The sequence below is a fragment of the Providencia sp. PROV269 genome (assembly GCF_028477785.1).
Taxonomy (GTDB): Bacteria; Pseudomonadota; Gammaproteobacteria; order Enterobacterales; family Enterobacteriaceae; genus Providencia; species Providencia rettgeri.
Genome location: NZ_JAMPLV010000022.1, coordinates 29,749 through 52,270, shown reverse-complemented (window position 1 = coordinate 52,270; position 22,522 = coordinate 29,749). Strand labels below are relative to the sequence as shown.

General features: G+C 38.6%; 20 protein-coding genes. 14 read left to right on the top strand and 6 right to left on the bottom strand.

The window, feature by feature from the left end; translation table 11 throughout:
- A partial coding sequence (locus PR683_RS19855; RefSeq protein ID WP_232799106.1) for an Ig-like domain-containing protein occupies window positions 1-911 on the bottom strand: 911 nt, incomplete at its 3' end.
- Window positions 912-1,126: 215 nt separating this feature from the next.
- On the opposite strand from PR683_RS19855, the gene PR683_RS19850 reads away from it, so the two are divergent.
- From PR683_RS19850 to PR683_RS19825, 6 genes are read left to right on the top strand one after another with little or no spacing between them, the layout of a single operon-like run.
- Window positions 1,127-1,588 carry a hypothetical protein gene (locus PR683_RS19850; RefSeq protein WP_164528326.1) on the top strand — a complete coding sequence of 154 codons (462 nt, stop codon included), beginning with the start codon at window positions 1,127-1,129 and terminating at the stop codon, window positions 1,586-1,588.
- The gene (locus tag PR683_RS19845; RefSeq protein ID WP_196720026.1) at window positions 1,589-2,458 is read left to right on the top strand and encodes a hypothetical protein; all 870 of its coding nucleotides are present in this window, start codon (window positions 1,589-1,591) and stop codon (window positions 2,456-2,458) included.
- Between the two features lie 3 nt (window positions 2,459-2,461).
- Window positions 2,462-3,694 carry a TolC family protein gene (locus tag PR683_RS19840; RefSeq protein WP_004915176.1) on the top strand — a complete coding sequence of 411 codons (1,233 nt, stop codon included), beginning with the start codon at window positions 2,462-2,464 and terminating at the stop codon, window positions 3,692-3,694.
- Window positions 3,675-5,009, top strand: a complete 1,335-nt coding sequence (locus tag PR683_RS19835) for an HlyD family efflux transporter periplasmic adaptor subunit (RefSeq protein WP_231136664.1) — start codon at window positions 3,675-3,677, stop codon at window positions 5,007-5,009. Before PR683_RS19840 ends, PR683_RS19835 begins: the two co-directional genes overlap by 20 nt.
- 4 nt (window positions 5,010-5,013) lie before the next feature.
- Complete coding sequence (locus tag PR683_RS19830; protein ID WP_109913059.1) at window positions 5,014-5,448, top strand: hypothetical protein; 435 nt, start codon at window positions 5,014-5,016, stop codon at window positions 5,446-5,448.
- The gene (locus PR683_RS19825) at window positions 5,435-7,420 is read left to right on the top strand and encodes an ATP-binding cassette domain-containing protein (RefSeq protein WP_196724041.1); all 1,986 of its coding nucleotides are present in this window, start codon (window positions 5,435-5,437) and stop codon (window positions 7,418-7,420) included. The genes PR683_RS19830 and PR683_RS19825 overlap by 14 nt, the downstream gene beginning before the upstream one ends.
- A 94-nt stretch (window positions 7,421-7,514) precedes the next feature.
- Here PR683_RS19825 and gntU read toward each other — a convergent pair whose 3' ends face one another.
- From gntU to gntR, 3 genes are all read right to left on the bottom strand, one after another.
- Window positions 7,515-8,870, bottom strand: coding sequence for a gluconate transporter (gene gntU / locus PR683_RS19820; protein WP_004915184.1), 1,356 nt, complete (start codon window positions 8,868-8,870; stop codon window positions 7,515-7,517).
- A complete protein-coding gene (gene gntK, locus PR683_RS19815) occupies window positions 8,870-9,409 on the bottom strand; it encodes a gluconokinase (RefSeq protein WP_004915186.1) in 540 nt (179 codons plus the stop codon). Before gntK ends, gntU begins: the two co-directional genes overlap by 1 nt.
- Before the next feature lie 430 nt (window positions 9,410-9,839).
- On the bottom strand, window positions 9,840-10,835 hold the full coding sequence (gene gntR, locus PR683_RS19810) for a gluconate operon transcriptional repressor GntR (protein ID WP_109913062.1): 996 nt from the start codon (window positions 10,833-10,835) through the stop codon (window positions 9,840-9,842).
- A 200-nt stretch (window positions 10,836-11,035) separates the two neighbouring features.
- Here gntR and PR683_RS19805 point away from each other — a divergent pair, with 200 nt between their 5' ends.
- From PR683_RS19805 to zur, 7 genes are all read left to right on the top strand, one after another.
- Window positions 11,036-12,073, top strand: a complete 1,038-nt coding sequence (locus PR683_RS19805) for an ABC transporter substrate-binding protein (RefSeq protein ID WP_272513578.1) — start codon at window positions 11,036-11,038, stop codon at window positions 12,071-12,073.
- Complete coding sequence (locus tag PR683_RS19800; RefSeq protein ID WP_109913064.1) at window positions 12,070-13,086, top strand: FecCD family ABC transporter permease; 1,017 nt, start codon at window positions 12,070-12,072, stop codon at window positions 13,084-13,086. Before PR683_RS19805 ends, PR683_RS19800 begins: the two co-directional genes overlap by 4 nt.
- The gene (locus PR683_RS19795; protein WP_164528321.1) at window positions 13,083-13,850 is read left to right on the top strand and encodes an ABC transporter ATP-binding protein; all 768 of its coding nucleotides are present in this window, start codon (window positions 13,083-13,085) and stop codon (window positions 13,848-13,850) included. Before PR683_RS19800 ends, PR683_RS19795 begins: the two co-directional genes overlap by 4 nt.
- 11 nt (window positions 13,851-13,861) lie before the next feature.
- Complete coding sequence (locus PR683_RS19790) at window positions 13,862-14,680, top strand: class I SAM-dependent methyltransferase (RefSeq protein WP_115166476.1); 819 nt, start codon at window positions 13,862-13,864, stop codon at window positions 14,678-14,680.
- A complete protein-coding gene (modD, locus tag PR683_RS19785; protein WP_109913067.1) occupies window positions 14,677-15,522 on the top strand; it encodes a ModD protein in 846 nt (281 codons plus the stop codon). The genes PR683_RS19790 and modD overlap by 4 nt, the downstream gene beginning before the upstream one ends.
- 132 nt (window positions 15,523-15,654) lie before the next feature.
- Window positions 15,655-17,649, top strand: a complete 1,995-nt coding sequence (locus tag PR683_RS19780; protein ID WP_272581952.1) for a TonB-dependent receptor plug domain-containing protein — start codon at window positions 15,655-15,657, stop codon at window positions 17,647-17,649.
- A gap of 441 nt (window positions 17,650-18,090) precedes the next feature.
- On the top strand, window positions 18,091-18,606 hold the full coding sequence (gene zur, locus PR683_RS19775; protein WP_004915213.1) for a zinc uptake transcriptional repressor Zur: 516 nt from the start codon (window positions 18,091-18,093) through the stop codon (window positions 18,604-18,606).
- A 158-nt stretch (window positions 18,607-18,764) separates the two neighbouring features.
- Here the strand turns inward: zur and lexA are convergent, their stop codons facing one another.
- The gene (gene lexA, locus PR683_RS19770) at window positions 18,765-19,382 is read right to left on the bottom strand and encodes a transcriptional repressor LexA (protein WP_004915217.1); all 618 of its coding nucleotides are present in this window, start codon (window positions 19,380-19,382) and stop codon (window positions 18,765-18,767) included.
- Between the two features lie 136 nt (window positions 19,383-19,518).
- A complete protein-coding gene (locus PR683_RS19765; RefSeq protein WP_004915220.1) occupies window positions 19,519-19,893 on the bottom strand; it encodes a diacylglycerol kinase in 375 nt (124 codons plus the stop codon).
- Window positions 19,894-20,019: 126 nt separating this feature from the next.
- Between PR683_RS19765 and plsB the strand changes: the two genes are divergently transcribed.
- Window positions 20,020-22,503: a glycerol-3-phosphate 1-O-acyltransferase PlsB gene (gene plsB / locus PR683_RS19760; RefSeq protein WP_109913070.1), complete on the top strand. Its 2,484-nt coding sequence runs from the start codon at window positions 20,020-20,022 to the stop codon at window positions 22,501-22,503.
- Window positions 22,504-22,522: the final 19 nt, after the last annotated feature.

Below are 22,522 nucleotides of genomic sequence, written 5' to 3'. Positions count from 1 at the left end.
AATTGAGTATCAATAATTATTTTATTTTTTAAAATTAAAGGGTTACTACCATCAGCTGAGGCAGCGAGTTCATATTCATACACGCCGTCTTTTAACGGTTTAGTTATTTTTAATGACCAATGTCCTTCTTTATCCGCTGTAATTGGGTATTTTATACCATCCAAAATAAGATATGCCTGAGAATCAAGGGAAACGGTACCAATAAACGTTGGTTTATTATTATTTGTAATACCGTCATCTTTTTTCCCAGAGTCTGATTCTTCACTTAGCTTCCCTTGAATAAAAACTTGAGTTTTTGGCTTAATGACTATGGGATTTTCGGGTGTTTTATTCGCAGGAGTACTAGATTCAGATGAAGTTGAAGATTTCGCTGGCATAGGTGGTGGTGATGGAGGTAATGCGGGATCGCTCACACTCTCTTTTTTACTTTTCTCTGATTTAATTTGTTCTTTTAATTGGGCTTTTGCTTCGGATAATTTTGTCAATGAAGAGCTTAATTGCTCTTCTTGTTTCTCAGTCTGGGACTCTAAGGCTTGAACCTCTTTTGCTAATTTTTGATTTTCTTGATTTAATTCTGCTAGCTTTTCTGCAAACTGTTTTTCTTCATCATCCTCATCTTTTTTAGTATCTATATCTTCAGCGAGTTCGATCGTTTCACTGATAAATTGTTCTTTGAGGTAGATTGCATCAGCACCAATATTCATCGTTATCGATGATAAAATTTCATCTTGCGATAATACGTTACCTTGCTCAGTTAATAAAACTATACCCCCTGAAATAATTTCAGAAAGCCCATTTTCTATTTTTTCGACTGTTCCATTCGGGGTTGTAACAATTAAATCAAGCCCCTGAACCTTAAATTTTTTGATCGTTATGTTATTTGATTCAACTGATTTTATTATATTCGTCATATTATTAAACTATTATTTAAAAAGTGAGTTCCTACGCTAATAGTAATTAGCATCGATTAATAAAACGCATTATATCGATTTTATTAAAAATAACATGAGCTCGAATATAGAGTGACCTCACATTCGTTATTTTTGGTCTTAAACTCTGATGAACTCAAATCAAACCTATTTATAATACACCCTCATAATATATTTAATAACAAAATGAAATTTTTATGTCAGAAGAAGAAGATTATGATGGTTCAGACGATGAGCTAGCACCTATGGTAGATGGATTAAGTGGAACACTCTGTATAATAATACTTGTTTCTATGGTTTTCATTTTTAGTGGCATGAAATCTGTCGAGCAATATATTAACTACAGTGAATTACGTTTTGAAAAAGTACAATTAGACTTAAAAAATAAACTTCTCAGTTTTAAGGGGGGTATTCATCTTTCGAATGATGAAACTAAGCTATTAAGTAAAGAATTTAAAGATAGCCCTGGGAATAAAATCATACTGAGTGGTTATATTGATAAAAAAATAAGTGGTAGTAAGGAGAAAAACACATATAACTTACTTTATGTAACATCGTTAATTAAAAGCCTTGGAATCAATAAAGAAATTGTTCTACAACAAGGAACAAGTGAACATTGCCCAGGGTGGAATTCATGTATCTATTGGGATTATAAATAAATGTATTATATTGGATTACTTTTTTATGCAGTGACCTTTCTTGCTTTTTTCTTCATACAAGCAGTACAAGAAATAGTTCAGCAATGCCTTTCATTAGCACCAGAGATAAGTTATACCATGATTGGTATTTATATTTATCCATTAATTATTTTTTTGTGCCACAAAATATTTAAAAAAAATCAGTTAAGTCATTATGTTTTTCTGTCGAATCAGACCAAACTCTCCGCATCCGTTTCTGTTTCCTTAGGACTAATCGGTACCTTTATCGGATTGACAGGAATGATCACCGCTATTTCTGCATCATTATCTGGTGACGGAGATGTTTCTGAAAAAATGAATGCCATGATTTCATCTATATCTATGGCACTTAACTCAATGTCCTTTGCATTCTTAACCTCTATCCTTGGGGTTTCTGTTTCCGTTTTACTCTTAGTAAGTTTGAATTTCTTTAATTTTTTCTATCAAAAAGAAAATAAGAAATCTAAGGCAAAAACATCAACAATACACACCGAAGAATTAAATAAAATTCAAGAAACACTTTCAAACTTACAGGATGTCAATATCAATATCGCACAGAAAATCGTGTCTATTCCTGAAAATAATGAATTAACAAACCAAATCACTACGCATCTCTTAACCTTATCTACGACAGCACAAGAAAATTTAACTGTTTTACGATCAATCAAAAATGCAGATGATGACTGGAAAATAAAATTAAACGCTTATTTATTAAAAGAAAAAGTCAATAGAAAAGCTGACAATGAGAAAATATCAGCAGAAATATCAAAGATTAATCAAACCACTAAATGGCTAAAAGAAAAAACAATTGAAAGTCGAAAAAAACTATTAACCTTATTATCGATGGAGTAAAAAATGAGAACTATCCCCCTAGCGTTATGTTTATTTGCACCTTTATTATTACCTAATTATAGTTTTGCAACTGAAAAAGTTGAAAGCTTTCAATCCTTTATTAATCGTGTATTAGAAAACTCTAATCCTATCAAAGTGAAAGTATTAGAATTAGAAGCAGAAGGTTATCGAGCTAAACAAACTGATTATTTTTATCTTCCTAAAGTATCAGCATCAAGTAAAATTAAAAATAGTGATAACAGTATTAATAGTAATATCACTGCAACTTCAATGGTATATGATAGCACATTACGTCATCGATTTAATGAAAAAAACCTAAAACTACAGGTATCAGAACTTTCTCTGAACAAAGAAAAAGACGATCTTTATAGCGCTATCACCAACAATCTTATTGGTATCCATTACCTTAGTGAACTAACAAAAACGACGGAAATTTTAAATAACAATGCAAAAGATATTTTTAGTTCAATTAATCGTCGCTATAAAAGCGGAGTTGCTAAATCTAGTGATGTAGAGCAAGCTTCATTATTAATGCAACGTATTGAAACAGAAAGAACAAATATAGAAAAAGAAATTGAACAATATAAATCAAATATTGAGCTTGCCTCTGGGATATCATTTCCGAAAGATGGCGTACTAGTTCCACCAGCTCTACTCAAAAATTTAAAATCGACGATTATTGATAGCGAGAATATTCAACAAAATATCGAATATAATATATTGAAAATGCAAGCGGATTCGATGAAAGAAAGTGCGTATCAACAAAATTCTTTCATTAACGTTAATCTAATCGCAGAAGAACGATATCTTGATCAAACGAGAAACCGTAATGAATCCTATATCGGTATGGAGATGAAATTAAATATTTTTGATATGGATAAAAAACTCACTGAGTTATCACAATTTAAATCATATGAAGCAGCAAAAGAAAAAGCTGATTATAAATATAAAGAATCAACTGCAAAAATTAAAAATCTAAAGCTCATTGCTAATTCAAATGCGACTGAATTAGCTGGCTTACAAGAGCAACGAAATATCATGCATTCTATTATTAAAAGTCAGCAACGTGAATATGAAATATCGCAGTCCTCTTTCTATGAAATGGTTAATACTTTATTTGACATGTTAACTATTGAAAAGCGCATTACAGAAATTATGATAGCAGATATGAAAAACAAAATGGAATATGTCCAATTAATTGGGAAGCTAGCCAAAATTGAAACGCCATCTTCATAAATTAAATCAGATATATAATAAGTTTATTTATTCATTTAAAATATTATATCAAAAACCGAATAAATTAGCGCTAATTACTAAAGAGCTATACCGAATACCTAAAAAAGTAAAAATTCTTTTGGGTATCACGTCGCTATTTATTGGTTATATCTTGTTAGCTGAAATTGAAGTCTCTTCCCCCGGAGAAGGTATTATCTCTGGGGTATCTAATCGATTAGAAATCGTGAGTCCAGCATCTGGCTTCATTAATCAATTTAGTATCAAAACCGGAGACAAAGTAGAAAAAGACCAAATTTTGTTTTCATATACGAATATAGATGTATTGCATCAAGAAAGAACACTAACAAATCTTGTTGAGTTTGCCAGTGAGCGTATTGAAGAGCTAGAAGATAATAAAATTTTATTAAATAAGATCCTTGATGGAAGTATTAGTAATGAATCTGAATATTTTTCGATTGCAAAAAATTTGAAAAGTAAAACACTAAGTGCATACCGAGAACTATATGGCTATATTTTGTTAGGTATGGAAATTACTAGCTTACGAGCTCAATATATTGCACAAATTAAAGAGTCTGCTGAATTAGAAAACCAAATTAACATTTTGAAGAAAAAAGGAAGTTTATTATCCACCGCACGAGCTCCTGAAATTGAAAAATTGAATAATAATTCTGAAATCAGTAGAACTATGTCACTGATTACAACAGGTGAATTGAATGGTCAGAGGATACTTAGAGAAATTGCATTATCTGAAAAAAAATATACCGCACGCCTTATTGGTGAAATACAAGAAAATGAAGATCAACTTAATCGCTTAAAAAAGGAGAAACTAGAAAATAGCGGACAAATGGAGTTACTAAGAAATAAAATCAGGGCTAATAGCGTATTATCCCCCATAGATGGAGTTGTTCTAAGTATAGAGAAAGACTTAGAAAAAGGTTCTTACGTTGAAGCCTCAAACTTAGTGATGGTAATTAAAAAACAGCAAAATAGCCGAGTTGTTGAAGGTAAAATATTGGCAAAATATCGTCCTTTTATCTCTCCTCAGCTACCTGTAAAAATAGTTGTGAACTCTCCCGGGTTTAAAAAAATTATTCGCGGTAAGGTCACCAAAATTAGTGCCGATTCTTTTACTGATCGTGAAAGGATGGGCCAAGAGCGCTTTTATTCGGTACAAGTGACTCCAGAACAAGATACTATTATTTCCGCTGACCATGATGGCTTGCCGGTTATGATCTATATATCAAGTAAAAAAATATCTGTTCTTAATTATTTAACCGCTCTAATTAGCGATAATATTACATTTAACGTTTGGTGATTATATGTTGGGTTTTATTTCAGCATTATCGGCAGCCGTCGCGACCATGACATTGTTGATGGCTGTATTACTTGCGAATGTATTAGCAAGTGCAATGGAAGTAGAAAAAAATAAAGACAAAGCTCTTTTAACGGGAATTAAAGAAAAAAATACGGATGAAACTGAGGAATTCAATAATAAAAATATCATGGCCAAGTCATTAACCTTTAGTCGTGAAGTTTTACAAGTTCTTGATAATAAAAAAGTCAAATCTGTAGATATTTACTGCACCTACGGTAATAATATTTCCTTTGATTCCGCAATGACATATACCGTCTATAATACGATATTAATTAAACGAAACACGCCTAATGCTTCGATTAAAGCACTAAAGCCTGTCGAAGATAATGTGGGAGTTAATGCCTGCTTCCTAAAAGGTGAGGAATATGAAAGCAAGTAATTTTCATGATATTATTAATCAATACTTTAAAATATTAGGAGAGCCTTTTACGACTCCGGCGATCTCGTATGATAATAAATATATTCTAAATAACATCAATGAATTTATTGATAATGATTTTTTCACTTATCAATATATTCCCATCATTGATTTCAGTGAAAAAAAACTACCATTACTCTTTATTATGGAAATAACAGATGGAAAATATATTATTATCAAAAATCAAAGTGGTCAGCTGACCAACTTAACAACCGATCTAACCATAACACCGCAACTCATTGAAAGTAAAAATTTATTTTCATTTTCATCTAATGAGAAAACACTTAATGAAGATAGTATATACCAATCACTAATCAAACTAACACCAAAGTCTAGTTTATTTTCGTTACCTTTAATTGTATTTTCGCTACTACTTCCATTATATTCAAATCTCTTTAATTCTCGGTTAGTTTATAGCGAATCTGTAAGCTCTTTATTGTATATCAGTTTTATTTTTATTGTCGTCATTGGCTTAGAGTTTTTCATCAAACATATTATTCATGAACAAAATATAAAAAAAATAAAGCTTAATATCAGTATTTTTAATCGTTATTTTGTTAACTTATTAAAACAATCTAGCTGTAAAAGTGCCTCAATTAAGGTAAGAACAGCAGAAGCATCAATCTTACAGGTATGGGAAATTAAGCCACAAATTATTTATGATATTGGGTTAGCTATTTTATTTTCATTTTGTATTGTTGGCATGTTAGGTCTTTATTCATTATTGCTATTGAGCTATTACGCTGGGTTTATCTTTTTATGTCTGCACATCCGCTTTCTATCCTACAAAAATATGCTGAGAGCTAACACCTTAAACTATGAAAAATCAGCCATGTACTACTCGTTAGAACAAAAAAAACATGAGCTTTGTTTTGCCAGAGATGACTATTTTAAGCAATACATCAGTATAAAAACCAATGAAGATGAAAAAATAAAATTAAAACTAAACGAGGCCAATCATCATTGGATGGAAATTATCAAAGTAAATACGTTTTTATCCATGATAGTAATGTACATAGCTAGCTATTTGGCTATTGGTGACGGAAGCTTAAGCTTAGCTTCTATTATCGCCGTAATGATCATTAATGGTCGACTTTCTGGTGCTATCACAAGTGCGATTAATCGCTTATTTATAGTAAAAACACATCTATTTCATATCAAATCCAGTATTGATCAGTTAAAAAACAATCCACTTATTCATTTTAAAGTAGATGGCATAACAACAGATTCAATAACACATTTTAGTGCAAAAAATCTTAGCGTTAGTATTCATGGCAAAACGATTATTAACCAGCTCAATATTGAAGCCAAACCCGGTGATGTTATCGGTATAACAGGTGTTTCAGGAGTAGGAAAGACATCACTGATGAAAGCCTTATGTGGGACTTCACAATACGCCTCAGGGAATATTACAATCAATGGTATTAGTATCGATGAAATTTCCCAGTGCTTTTTAACAGAAAAGATTGCCTACCATAATGGTGTTTCAACATTCGTTCATGGCAGTATTCGCGATAATTTTAATTTCTATGGTGTATTCGATAACGACATAATTGTTCGTCTTACTAAACTCTGCTGCCCGAGCTTACTGATTAGCAAAGAAACATTAGATGATACTCTCGTCACCGATATCGCTGCATCTACAGGGGAAAAGCAAAAATTACAGCTTGCTCTTATACTGATGAAACAACCTGACATGATCTTGTTAGACGAATCAACATCATTTATGGCGACCTCTGATGCACTCCCATTCTTACAATTAATGAAACAAGAGTTTGAATTAGATAAATCAATTATTTTCTTGTCTACTCATGACTTAGGGTTAGCCTCATTTTTTACTACACATATTGAATTATCACCGGGTCACGCTAAACGCATTAGCTCCCCACAGCATCACAATGAAATTGTTATTCCTAAAATTAATTTAAGCTAATTAAGCTAATAAAGAAAAACGCCCACTTGATTGTGGGCGCTTTGATGACGTTTAATTCAATGAATTTAACTTTGGTGTGTTTTTATGAACCGTATTACAAGAACATAAAGAACACCATACCAACAATTGCCCCTGTCGTGCCAAGAATAGTTTCCATTACCGTCCATGTTTTTAACGTTTGTGCTTCTGTCGCACCCGTAAACTTGCCATATAGCCAGAAACCGGAGTCATTCACATGGCTTAAGATCAATGAACCGCCAGAGATACAAATTGCTAAAGCCGCCAGCTGTGCTCCTGAGTAACCTAGCTCACTGATAACTGGGAGTACTAAGCCTACTGCAGTTAAACATGCAACCGTGGCAGAGCCTTGAATAACACGTACTGCTCCTGCTAATACAAAGCAAGCAACCGCAATCGGTAAACCAGCACCAATTAAAGAATCACCTAGCGCAGGGCCAACACCTGAATCCACTAAAATTTGTTTAAATACGCCACCAGCACCCGTTACCAGTAAAATGATCCCAGCGGGTTGAATCGCTGCAGAACAAATCGCCATGACTTTTTCTTTATCCATACCATAACGGAAACCTAGGCCATAAATCGCCAGTAAACACGCTAACAGTAATGCGGTGAAAGGGTGACCGATAAACTCTAACCAATGCTCAAGCGTGGTTCCTTTTTCAACTAAATGTGTTCCGATGGTTTTTAAACCCACTAATACCAATGGGAAAAGCACTAAACACAAGCTAAATCCAAAGCTTGGCATTCTGCCATGTTCTGTATTTGGCGCTTGATAATCCGCTGGAATATCAATATGAACAAAGTTACTGATAAATTTACCAAATAAAGGTCCCGCTAAAATCATGCCAGGGATAGCAGCACATAACCCAATTAAAATCATCCAGCCATAGTCTGCACCCATTTGTGATGCAACCAACATTGGTGTTGGCCCCGGTAATAAGAACGCAGCCGCAGCGGCAACCCCTGCAAATAATGGGATAGCAAGGCGAACAACGTTATGGCCAGTGCGGTTCGCTACCGCAAACACCACACCGATTAACAAAACAATCGCCACATCAAAGAAGAGTGGTAGAGCACAAATCAACCCTGCGACACCCACTGCATAATGCGCATTTTTTTCACCAAACAGATTCAGTAGCTTATTCGCAATCTGATCTAAAGCACCTGTTTCATGCAGAATTTTACCGAACATTGCTCCGAGAGCGACTACGATAGCAAGGAATCCTAAGGTTCCCGCCATTCCTTTTTGCATGGTTTCAGTGATCTGTTGTACTGGCATACCTGAAAACAAACCCGCACCAATAGAAACGATCATGAGCGCGACAAATGCGTGTAAACGAGCATACATCACTAAAAAGAGCAGTAAAACGACCGAGCCAACCGCCGTCAGCACGAGCGTTAACGTGCTTAATGTTTCTGGGGTATTCATTAGTTATCTCCAGCGACAATCTTACGAATAGTAGAACACGTATTTTCAATCACGTTTTCTAAGGATGGGCGAATATCAACAACCTGCACATCAGGTTCATCCGCGCCAGGTTCTTGCAAGGCATCAAATTGCGATTTCAGCATTTCAGGTTTAAAGAAATGCCCTTTACGTGCTTTCAATCTTTCTTCAATAACAACCGCATCACCTTTTAGGTAAATAAAATAGAGGTTGTGGTTCCCCTCTCTTAAGATATCTCGATAGCTTTTTTTCAATGCGGAGCTCACCACCAGAGATACCCTATTTGTTCTTTGCATTGCAAAAATGGCATTGTTCAATGCAACTAACCAAGGTTTACGGTCATCATCATTTAATGCATGACCCGATGCCATTTTTAAAATATTTGATTTAGGGTGAAGAAAGTCACCATCAAGGAAGGCAGCTTGCAGTTGCTGTGCGACACCTGTGGCAACAGCAGACTTACCACTACCCGATACCCCCATTAGTACAAATGTATAGTTTTGTTTTTGGGTATCATTCATAGGAAACTCCTCAGATATTCACTATTGTCCTGGCTTTAGTTAAAAACCGGCATTTGTTACCGGTAACAAGTTACGGGTAACATTATCATCAGTGAGGATTTATTTAGCAATAAAATTGGCCAAGAAAAAAGCAGAACTGTGATAGTTATCGCAATAATATAGAGGGTGCCAAGATATGAGTTTTTAATAATTTGAAGTTCAACAAATAAAGCTATCGTAAATAATTCACACTACGGCGCGAAGTATGACGGATAAAGCTACCCGAAATAATTTGAATTAATAACTCGCATTATAGCTTGCTCTTTATCCTAAATAATTCGTGTTGTAGCTAGACGCCAATCGAGCTAACCTCTGGGAGCATACACAAGTATGTGACTAGAGTTAGCAAGTGCGGGCAACGACGCTACGGCGCGAAGTATGACGGATAAAATTAGATACTTTCGCCAGTGAGGAGACTAAACCCCACATCAAAATGCGTCTCGACAAGCTTCTTACCAGACATTCTCGCCAACAAAACTTCCGCCGCCTTGCGCCCCATTTGGTCCCTTGGCGTCAAAATACTTGCCAGTTTTGGCGTCATCACTTGCCCTACGTCATGGCCATGAAAACCTGAAATAGCAAGGTCTTGTGGGATTTGAATCCCTAGACGTTGACACTCAAAAATCGCCCCTATCGCCAAGTCATCATTGGTACAAAATAAACCGTCGGTATCTGGGTATTTAGCGCGGCAATCGTGCAGTAGTTGGGCACCTAGCGAATATGACGAGCTCGCTTGTGTCATCACATTACGAGGCTCAAGATTTGCATCGAGCATGGCCTGCTCATAACCCTTTAAACGAATAAAAGTACGCTCATCATGCCTTGCCCCTAAATACACAACTTTACGGCAGCCACGCTCAATCATCGCTTGGGTCATTTGGCGGGAAGCTTCAAAGTTATCGATACCCACTGCGATATCTAGGCAAGGTGAAACGCTATCCATAATCTCAACAACGGGGATCCCCGCAGTTTTCAGCATACGTAACGTGCGTTCAGTATGTGTTCGTTCGGCTAAAATCACACCATCAATATTATAAGAAAGTAGCGAGGTCAGCCGCTCTTCTTCTTTTTCTGCTAAATAACCATAGTGAGCGAGCATGGTTTGGTAACCATGACGGTCCGTCACTGCTTCAATTCCACGGATGACTTCGGCAAAAACTTGGTTAGTTAAAGATGGGAGCAATACCCCAATGGCATGGCTGGTTGAATTCGATAAAATATCGGGCGCCTTATTTGGAATATACCCGGAAGCCTCCACCGCCTGAGCAATTTTATCGCGCAAAGCTTCTGAAACCTGCTCTGGGTTTCGTAAAAAACGGCTCACCGTCATTTTTGTGACGCCAACTTGGTCGGCAACATCCTGCAGAGAAGGTCTTTTTTTCTTCATAAGTTCAAAGCGATATCCAATTCGTTAACGATAACTATGTTCTGCTATCTATTAATGGATAGCAATCTTTGTTACTGATTTACATCACATAAACATCGAATTTTCTGAGCACGGCAACTTTTATAGTTGACTCTCTATCATGACTCCGCTAATTTTCGCGTTATATAATTATTATCATAACGAAGCAATAAAATTAGATTATGGCAATCAATCGTAGGCAGTTCCTTAAATCCAGTGCAGCACTGGCTATTTTTTACAGCTTGCCGAGCGTTGCACAAACTCGCCTAGCCGTCGAAGCGGCCATATTTGGAAAACTCCCAGCACCAGAAAATATTCACCGAGTCATCAGTTCAGGTCCTCCTTCCGACTTACTGATGTTCGCATTAGCTCCTGAAAAGATGGTGGGTTTCGCCTCTATTTCGCTGAAAAAAGGGCAAACCGGCCTTTTTGCACCACAATGGCTTGAGCTACCTGTTTATGGCCGCTTAGCAGGCCGTGGGAGCACCCTTTCTCTTGAGCAGCTGCTGTCTTATAGCCCAGATTTGATCATTGATACCGGAAACATTGACGAAACTTATCGCTCACAAGCGGAAAAGGTCGCCAAACAAACTCATGTACCTTGTTTATTAATCGCCGGCGGGTTAAAAGATTCACCTCAACAACTTACACAACTAGGTGAAATATTAGGCGTTATCCCGCAGGCTCAAACATTGAGCCAACTCGCTCAACGCTATATTAATGATGCCACTTTATTTGCCAATCAAAACCAACAAAAATCGCTGAGTTTTTACCTTGCAAGAGGAGCAAAAGGTTTAGAAACTGGCGCTAAAGGCTCAATTCATACTGAAGCGATTGAAATGCTCGGGTTACGTAATGTGGTTGATATTCCTAATTTCCATGGTCTGACTACGGTTTCTATGGAGCAATTATATCAATGGAACCCTGACATCATTATAACTCAATATGACGAATCCATTGAATTAATGACAAATTCCGCATTATGGAGAGGCCTTGATGCCATTGCCAACAACCAATTATTACTATTTAGTGGCATGCCATTTGGTTGGTTAGATGGGCCTCCAGGGGTTAACCGCCTATTGGGAATGAGACGCCTACAAAGCCATTTTGATAAAAATATTGCTGCGAATATTAAGCATGATATCGCTGAGTTTTTTACTCATTTCTACCATTCATCATTAACGGCACAGCAAGTTGAGTTGCTCATGGAAAAATCATGAATGATGTACTGAGACAAGGGAGAAGATCCTTTTTATTAATCATCATTTTATTAATAAGTTTTATTATCGCCTTAATAAGTGGTAAGTACTCACTTACATTCAATGAGCTTTATCATCTATTTGTCAGCCAGTTATCTTCTCATAGCGAGTTGAGCAACCCGCGCCATGAAACTATTTTCTGGCAAATACGATTTCCTCGCACGTTAGCCGCTATTGTCATTGGTGGAGGTCTAGCTATTGCAGGAGCGGCTTACCAAGGTATGTTCCGTAACCCATTAGTTTCCCCTGATATTTTAGGCGTTTCCGCCGGTGCTGGCGTGGGTGCTGTTATCGGTATTTTCTTTGGCCAATCCTTATTTTACATTCAACTGAGCGCATTTATTGGTGGGCTAATCACCGTCTCCTTAGTCTGTTTTATTGCTCGATTAGCGCGGCAGCATGATCCTGTTTTATCCTTGGTGCTGGTCGGTGTTGCCATCAGTGCACTATGTGGTTCTGCCATCTCCTTAATGAAAATTCTTGCCGATCCCTACACTCAACTGCCTTCCATCACATTTTGGTTGTTAGGTGGATTGTCATCGATTACCCAAGCTGACCTAGTCTCCGTGTTACCGATGATGGTTATCGGTATTATTCCGTTATTATTATTACGCTGGCGAATGAATTTACTCAGTTTATCGGATGAAGAAGCCAAAAGCCTTGGGATCAATGTCAGTTTAACTCGTGCTATCTTCATTGTTTGTGCCACTTTACTCACGGCAAGTGCGGTTTCTATTGCGGGAATTATTGGCTGGATAGGCTTGATTGTGCCACATATCACTCGAATGATAGTGGGCGCTAACTTTCGCTATCAGCTCCCTGCATCACTGGCAATTGGTGCTATTTTATTACTCATTACAGATACCTTAGCACGGACTATTGCGGCAATTGAATTACCCATAGGCATTTTAACCTCCGCAATTGGCGCCCCCTTCTTTTTGGCTATTTTGTTACAGACAAGGCGGGTGAAATGAGTATTTTGTCTTTGCAAGAGGTCGCTATTGGTTATCATGACATATCAATCATTGATGGTATAAATCTTTCGTTACCTAAAGGTGAGATTAGCTGCTTATTAGGCGCCAACGGCTGCGGTAAAACCACGTTAATGAAAACTTTACTGGGACTATTACCGGCAATTAAAGGTAAGGTATGGCTCAATGGGCAAGAGATTAAGAACCTTAAACCACGCGAAATCGCCAAAACTGTCGCCTATGTTCCCCAAGCTCATGATACCCCCTTTACCTTCACGGTACTTGATATGGTTATGATGGGCTTAACACCGCATATTTCATTATTTTCGGTTCCTAAAGAAACAGAAAAAAATTTAGCCTATCAACAACTCAAGCATCTGAATATCTCACATTTAGCATCACGCCTATACAGCACGCTTAGTGGAGGAGAAAAGCAATTAGTATTGATAGCAAGGGCTTTAATACAAAAACCATTACTTCTAATTATGGATGAACCTGCCGCTAGCCTTGATTTTGGTAATCAAATTCGCCTACTTGAGCAAATAGAAAAATTAAAATCTCGCGGTATGACAATTTTGATGTCAACTCACCATCCACAGCATGCCGCTGCTATCGCTGATAATGTTATTTTGCTCGATAAGCACCACAAAGCAAGGCAAGGATTATCTAAATGTATGTTAACACTTACTAACTTAGCAGCCCTCTATAATGTGGATAAACATAGCATTCAATCTCACTTTCAGTTTCCATCAGCGTTTTCTAGTTAAGGTCAGAAGCCATGTTAATCAATCAAATCGATTTTGCAAAAATGTACCAGCAACATATGCAACAAGCTCAACGAAGCCGTAAAGAACCGGAACATTGGGATAAAAAAGCACAACAAATGGCGCAAACTTGCGCTAACCCCAATGACCCATATTTAGTCCAGTTTCGCAAATTAATGGATTTAACAGGTGCTGAAACACTGCTTGATGTGGGCTGCGGCCCTGGCTCCATCAGTCTGTGTCTTGCGAATGAATTCAAAGATGTTATTGGTATTGATTATAGTCGTGGCATGCTTGAGATGGCTGAACTGCGCGCAAAAGAACTCGCTATTCACCATGCACGCTTTGAAGTACTCGCATGGGAAGATGATTGGAGTTCATTGCCAAAAGTGGATATTTCAGTGGCATCGCGTTCAACACTCGTTGATGATTTAAAAGCCGCTTTACTCAAGCTCAATCGCCAAACAAAATTACGGGTTTACACCACTCATACCATCAACCCAACATTTATTGATGAACACATTATTCGCAAGATAGGCCGCGAAGTTATTCGTTTGCCAACCTACATTTACGCCGTGAATATTTTGCATCAAATGGGCATTAATGCGCGCGTTGATTTTATCAAAAGTCCTAAGAAAGGTGGGTTTGATAGCTTTGACACTTTCGCTGACAGCGTCAATTGGTCTCTTAAAAATATCACACCAGAAGAAACCGCTATCTTACGTAAGTACTATGATGAACAAACGGCTTTAGGTAAAACAATTCCTTATCCATCCAGAGATTGGGCGATGGTATCTTGGGATGTGGTTGATGAATCGGAACTGACATTATGATTTACCTACCCGATACATTAATCGACCAACTACTGCTAGATGACATTCAATACGGTGACCTCACCACACGGGCACTCGGCTTGCACTCTCAAATGGGTGTAATAACCTTTACATCCAAATTCGGAGGTTGTATCAGTGGGCTGATTATCGCCAAACGCATGCTAGAGAAACTGGGGATCACTTGTGATTGCCACTTTCAAGATGGCCAACTTGTTGAGCCGCAAAGTGTTTTAATTTCTGCCACTGGGCCGATTGAAGCCTTGCATCAAGGCTGGAAAGCAGTGCAAAACGTGCTTGAATGGTGTAGTGGTGTCAGCCACTACACCCAGCAAATGGTCAGTATTTTGCGCCAATATCAACCGGATGGGCAGCTTGCGTGTACTCGAAAAACTATTCCTTATACCAAGCCTCTTGCCTTAACTGCGATTTTGGCAGGGGGCGCTATTATTCATCGAGCGGGTAGCGCAGAAAGCATTTTACTGTTCACCAACCATCGTCAATGCCTTGAAAATCCAGATGATTGGGCAAGCCATATAAAAACACTGCGCCAAGCAGCCCCAGAAAAAATGATTATTGTCGAGGCCGATGATTACGAACAGGCCATTCTTGCAATCAATGCGCAAGCCGATATTGTACAACTCGATAAACTGCCTATTGAACAAATTCAGCAACTACAAGAACTCACCAAGCAGCAAAACCGGCCTTGCCAGCTATCGATTGCAGGTGGAATTAATTTAAAAACAATAGAAGCATTCGCGCAAACTGGTGTATCACTCTTAGTTACATCCGCGCCTTACTACGCAGCACCCCGAGATATAAAAGTGAAGATCTTTAAGCAGTAAGCTAAGAAGTTAGCGTCAGAAAAACCGTTCGTAAAAACAGCCTACCCCGTAGGCTGCATCCACCTATGGTTAATGACGCATATCGTTGTATAAAAAATAATATATCGTTATTTACAAAACTGGAAAGACATAATGAAAATAAAACAAATTACCTATTGGATTGGGATGGCTTTATTCACGACACAGGGCTACGCAGCCTCACCTAACACTGAAAAAAATACCGATGTGATGTCCGTTTGGAGCACCCCGCTTGCCGCTGATGCTAACATCATCACAGAAAACCAAATGAAGCAGTTGAATAAAACAAACGTCGCACAGGCGCTGAGTACCATGCCAGGAGTTTCTATTCAAAAATCAGGAAACCGCAATGAAACTCAAGTCAATGTACGTGGTTTTGATAGCCGCCAAGTACCTATTTTCTTTGATGGTATTCCAACTTACGTGCCTTATGACGGTACGCTAGACCTTGGCCGCTTTATGACTAGCGAGCTAGCCAGCGTAGAGCTATCTACCGGCTATACCTCTCTATTACAAGGCCCGAACCTGATGGGCGGGGCTATCAACTTAACCACCGCCACGTCTCAAAAACCCTTTGAAGCCAATATTAGCTTAAACCAAGGTTTTGCTCGCGGTGCAGATAACGCCCACAATATCAGCGCACGTTTAGGGGGGCGTAACGATCTCGGCTTTATTCAAGTCAGTGGCAGTCAATATAAGCAGCGCTTTATGGGAATACCGGGTTCAGAAAATAATAACCCATTAGCGGGTAATAATGGCCGTCGCCCGAATTCAGCAACTGATGATAAACGTATGATGGTGAAAGTAGGCTGGACACCACGAGAAGCAGATGAATACGTCGTGACTTATTTAAAACAAGAGGGTGATAAAAATAGTCCACCTAGCGTAGCGAATAAAAAACAACAAATTTGGCAGTGGCCTGCTTATGATAAAGAAAGCATTTATTTCAACGGTACAACCCAAGTCACCGACGATATCGCCTTACAGAGTCGCCTATACCACGATACGTTCAAAAATACGCTTCATCAGTATAAATCTGTCAAAGATTACGAAAAAGGCCTTTATAACTACAGCCGTTACGATGATTACAGTAACGGTGCTGACATGCGTGTTGACTTCACCGTGCGTGAATTAGATATGCTGTCATTTGCTGCACACTGGAAAGAAGATGTCCACCGTGCACGCGCCAAAAGAGATGTCCCATTCGACCGCTATAAAGATAATACCTATTCTATTGCTACCGAATATCAATGGGTTGCCATGGATAACTTAGATATTATTGGTGGTATTGGCTATGACTGGCGCAAAAGTGCTGATGGTAAGCGCTATGATTACAAATCTGGTGATTTTGAAAAATACGATGGCAATAGCCAACATGCGTTCAACTGGGAAGTCATGGCTCGCTATCATTTAGAAAATAAAGATACCGTTCAATTTTCTATATCAGAAAGAAGCCGTTTCCCAACGCAAAAAGAGCGTTATACCAAAGAAAAAATGAAAAGTGACGACACATTCGTCATTAACCCACATATCGATACTGAGCGTGCTCTTACCTATGATTTGACTTACAAGGGACATATCTCACCCACTTGGTCATATACTTCAAGTCTCTATTATAACCATGTAACTGATGCCATTATGGCGCATCGTGTCGGTACTAATCAGGATGGAGGTTATATACTCGAAAATCGTAACAGCGGCAAAGTTGACTACTTTGGCATTGATTTAGGGACTAACGGGCAAATTACCGATTGGTTAGAAGCGGGTTTAAGTTACGGCTACATTCATGCTGATCCAAAACACTACAGCGTTAAACATGTTGCTGAATTACCTATCCACAAAGCCTTCGCTTGGGTGAAATTTACCCCTTATGAGCCATTCAGCATCACTGTAACCGAAGAAGCAAGAAGCTGGGCCTTTAATTATGTCGATGCAGATAGCAAAGTGCGTGGATATGCCAAAACTGACCTACGTTTAGATTATGACTTTGGACAAGGAATATCTGTTAATACATCAGTTAATAACTTATTCGATAAATCATATGAATATACTAATGGGTATATCGAAGAGGGTCGTAATTATTGGTTAGGTATTGAATATAAATACTAATCTAAATATATTAGGCAATGACTTTAATCATTGCCTAATATTATATAAATAAAATAAGATTAATCTGTGCTCCTGCAAAAATAATAAACATAAACCCCATAAAGTAAGCTTTAGAGGGTGAGAAAAGAAGGTTGTAAATTAAAGGCAAGATAAGTCTTAATTGAAATTACATCAAATTAAAACTAAATCTTTCAATTAATTATTCATCATGAGTTATGAATTTATAATAAATTTGTTTAATATATGTTTCATTTTATCTGTTTATTTTTAAATAAAATTAAATATCATTTTTTATATTTTATTTATTAGTCAAAAAAACTCAGCAAAGCTAAAATTTTTTGATAGCACCGCATTCATCTCTTGATTCTCAATAGTTCAAGAAACTGTGATAAACTTGTGTGCAGTAAACATTTGCATTTTTCAACGGGTGGGGTCAATAAAATGGAAAAGATGAGTGAAAAAAAAGTTCTTGCGATGGCAGAACATATTTGCCAATCAAGAGGCGTCAGGTTGACACCACAGAGAGAAACGGTATTGAGCCTAATAGCACAACAGCATGGTGCGATCAGTGCTTATGATTTACTCGACTTACTACGTGAAATTGAACCTCAGGCTAAGCCACCTACCGTTTATCGTGGCCTTGAGTTCTTAATGGAGCAAGGTTTTATCCATAAAATCGAATCAACCAACAGCTATGTTGTTTGTCACCATTTTGATAACCCAAGCCATATCTCTGTTATGTTAATTTGCGACCAGTGCGGAAGCGTAACGGAAAGTGATTGCACAACGATAGAAGCCGCAATTATTAATTTGGCAGATGAACACCAATTCCGCTTAAGGCATACCGTAGTGGAAAACCATGGTTTATGTAAAAATTGCGACGAAGTGAATAGCTGCCAAGATCATGAACATTGTCATCATAACCACGAACAACCTGTAACCCCTAAGAAAAAGTAAATAGCCGGACTGCTAGATCGTTTGATGAAATGCAAAGAGAAAATAGAGAAGAGAAAAATATAAGAAAGGAAACAAAACAGGCAGACTTCAGAATAAAACCATGAAATCTGCCTGCAATCGTCTTCACCGTCTGTAACACAGCTGGTTGCTAACGAAAATTAATACCAATCACTGTTACGAATAACCCCAACCGCTAAACCTTCAATAGTGAAATTTTGCTGACGCAAGTCAACAACAATAGGTTCGAATTCTGGGTTTTCTGCTATTAACTCAACACGGTTACCCTGTTGCTTAAAACGTTTAACAGTGACTTCATCTTCGATACGTGCAACCACTACTTGCCCGTTATGTACATTTTGTGTTTTATGCACAGCTAATAAATCGCCATCCATAATACCAATATCTTTCATGGACATCCCATTCACACGCAATAAGAAATCTGCATGTGGTTTAAACAGCTCAGGGTCAACTTGATAGTGGCTCTCAATATGTTCCTGTGCTAATAATGGTTCGCCAGCGGCTACACGTCCAATCAGAGGTAACCCCTGATCTTCGGTTTCTTCTTCAAGAAGCAGACGAATACCTCGAGATGCACCTGAGACGATTTCAATAACCCCTTTACGCGCTAAGGCCTTTAAATGCTCTTCTGCCGCATTAGGCGAACGAAAACCAAGGCTTGCTGCTATCTCAGCGCGTGTAGGAGGCATACCCGTCTGCGAAATGTGGTCACGCACTAGATCGTAAACCTGCTGTTGTCGAGCCGTCAGTGCTTTCATTCCGTTCCCCTGTTTGTTTATACAGTCAAGCTGTGAGTATATACAGGTAAATGAAGATTTGGAACAGTTAAATCGCTCAATTTAAGCATTTGTTATCGATTTATTTTCTTTTTACCTGATTAAGTAACCAAACACCTTAACCAGGGAAATAGCGCTGCCATAATACGAGTACCCAAATAAACAACGCTAAACCGATACTCACAAATACCGCGGCAGAACCAATATCTTTAGCTCTCCCTGAAAGTTCATGATATTCACTTCCGATACGGTCAACTACGGCTTCTATCGCGCTATTCAGTAATTCGACTATTGCCACCAGAACAACAGAACTCACTAACAAAATCCTATCTATATAGCTGATATCTAAATAAAATGCGATAAAAATCGCGATAATTGCAGCAACAGATTCTTGCCTAAATGCGGCTTCATTAACCCAAGCTGCCTTCAAACCTTTAAGGGAATACCCCGCAGCTTTAATCACTCGCGTGAAGCCCTTAACTTGACTCGCCATATTTATTCCTTAAAAAATACAAACAATAATCGATTTTTACGGTCAAAGTGAATTGTCAGTAACAGATCTAACCATGTATTTCTGGTATGATTGCGCAGCATTGTTAACAAGAGGCTATAATCATTTATGTCACTATGGCGTAAAATATATTACAACACGTTGAATTTACCACTTAAATTATTGGTAAAAAGTAAACTAATTCCTTCGGATCCCATCACTGAGTTGCAGCTTGATGTCAACAGGCCAACCCTATACGTATTACCTTATCATTCGAAGTCTGACCTCCTCACGCTACGGCACCAATGCTTAGCTATTGGTCTGCCAGACCCGCTGGTCGACAATGATATCAATGGAACGAAGCTTCCGGCCTACGTTTTTATCGATGATGGCCCACGTGTTTTTCGCTATTATTCACCGAATCCACGTAAGGATTCAGTAAAAACATTCCATGCTTATTTAGATTTGCATAAAAACAACCCAAATCTAGATATTCAAATGCTACCGGCATCCGTGATGTTTGGGCGCTCACCTGGTCGTGAAGGCCATACCCCAGCACCACCACTGAAACTGTTAAATGGCATCCAAAAATTCTTCGCCGTTTTATGGTTAGGACGTGACAGCTTCGTACGTTTATCTCCGATTGTCTCAATTGGGAAAATGGCACAAGACCACGGTACAGACACCATTATTGCCAACAAACTTGCTCGTGTCGCACGTATTCACTATTCGCGCCAACGTCTCGCAGCAGTTGGGCCTAAACTCCCTGCACGTTATGAGCTGTTTAATAAGTTATTGACGTCAAAAGCAATTGAAAAAGCCGTTGAAGACGAAGCGCGCAGTAAAAAAATTCCACTCAAAAAAGCTCAGCAAAATGCCGTTGGGATGATGGAAGAAATCGCAGCCAATTTCTCTTATGAAGCAGTACGTTTAACGGATAGGGTTCTTAGTTGGACTTGGAATCGCCTTTATCAAGGCATTAATGTTCAGCACGCTGAACGAGTCCGCCAGCTAGCACAAGACGGCCATGAAATCGTTTATGTGCCATCCCACCGTAGCCATATGGACTACTTACTGCTCTCATATGTGCTATACCATCAAGGGCTAGTTCCACCCCATATTGCCGCGGGGATCAACCTCAATTTCTGGCCTGCTGGGCCTATTTTCCGTCGTTTAGGGGCCTTTTTTATTCGCCGAACGTTCAAAGGCAATAAACTGTATTCGACCGTTTTCCGTGAATATTTAAGTGAGCTATTTGCCCGAGGTTACTCCATCGAGTACTTTGTGGAAGGTGGGCGCTCACGTACCGGTCGTTTGTTACAGCCTAAGACGGGTACTCTCTCCATGACGTTACAAGCGATGTTGCGCGGTGACTCACGCCCTATCACCATTGTTCCTATCTACATCGGGTATGAGCATGTGATGGAAGTGGGTACTTACGCCAAAGAACTGCGCGGAGCAGAAAAAGAGAAAGAAGGCTTTTTCTCTATGGTTCGCGGCTTGCGTAAATTGCGCAACCTAGGCCAAGGCTATGTTAACTTTGGCCAGCCAATTTCGCTTCCACACTATCTCAACCAGCGTGTACCTGATTGGCGCGACTCTATCGACCCTATCGAACCACAAAGACCAACTTGGCTAAACCCAACAGTCAGTTCGTTAGCCGATAACATTATGGTCAATATTAATAATGCAGCCGCAGCCAATGCGATTAACCTGTGTGCGACTGCGTTACTGGCTTCTCGTCAACGCTCACTGACTCGTGAGCAACTAGTTGAACAAGTCGACTGTTACCTGCAATTATTGCGCAATGTGCCATACACCGCAGATGCTACAACGCCAAATAAAACGGCCGAGCAATTGTTAGAACATGCTTTGCACATGGATAAATTTGAAGTCGAAAAAGACAGCATGGGGGATATTATCATTCTTCCTCGCGAAAATGCCGTCTTGATGACCTATTACCGTAACAATATCCATCATTTATTAGTATTACCATCGCTAATAACTAGCATTGTGTTACACCATGAACGCATAAGCCGCCAAGACATTCACTATCAAGTAGGCCAAATTTACCCGTTCTTAAAAGCAGAACTGTTTATGCGTTATAACAGTGATGAGCTACATGAGACGGTAGATACACTAATTGATGAACTGAATAACCAAAAGCTAATTTGCTTAAAAGAAGATGATGTGGTGGTGCTAAATCCTCGCCGTATTCGCCCATTACAGCTCTTAGCAGCAGGCGTTCGTGAGACTTTGCAACGTTATGCAATCACATTGTCATTACTCAATGCGAGTCCAGAAATCAGCCGTAATACACTGGAAAAACAAAGTCGTATCCTTGCGCAACGCCTTTCTGTTTTACACGGTATTAACGCTCCTGAATTCTTTGATAAAGCGGTATTCTCGACATTGGTCGATACCCTTAGGGAGGAAGGCTACATTGATAATAATGAAAATGATATCTTTGTTACCAATGCACAGAAACTGTATGCCGTTCTGGCTCGCTTGATGTCACCTGAGATCCGTTTAACTATTGAAAGTGTTAGCCAAGACGATGAGTTTTCCACTGCGATAGAGAAGAATACAGAAACTGAAACAAATGCAGACTAGAAATCTTGGAGCTAAATAA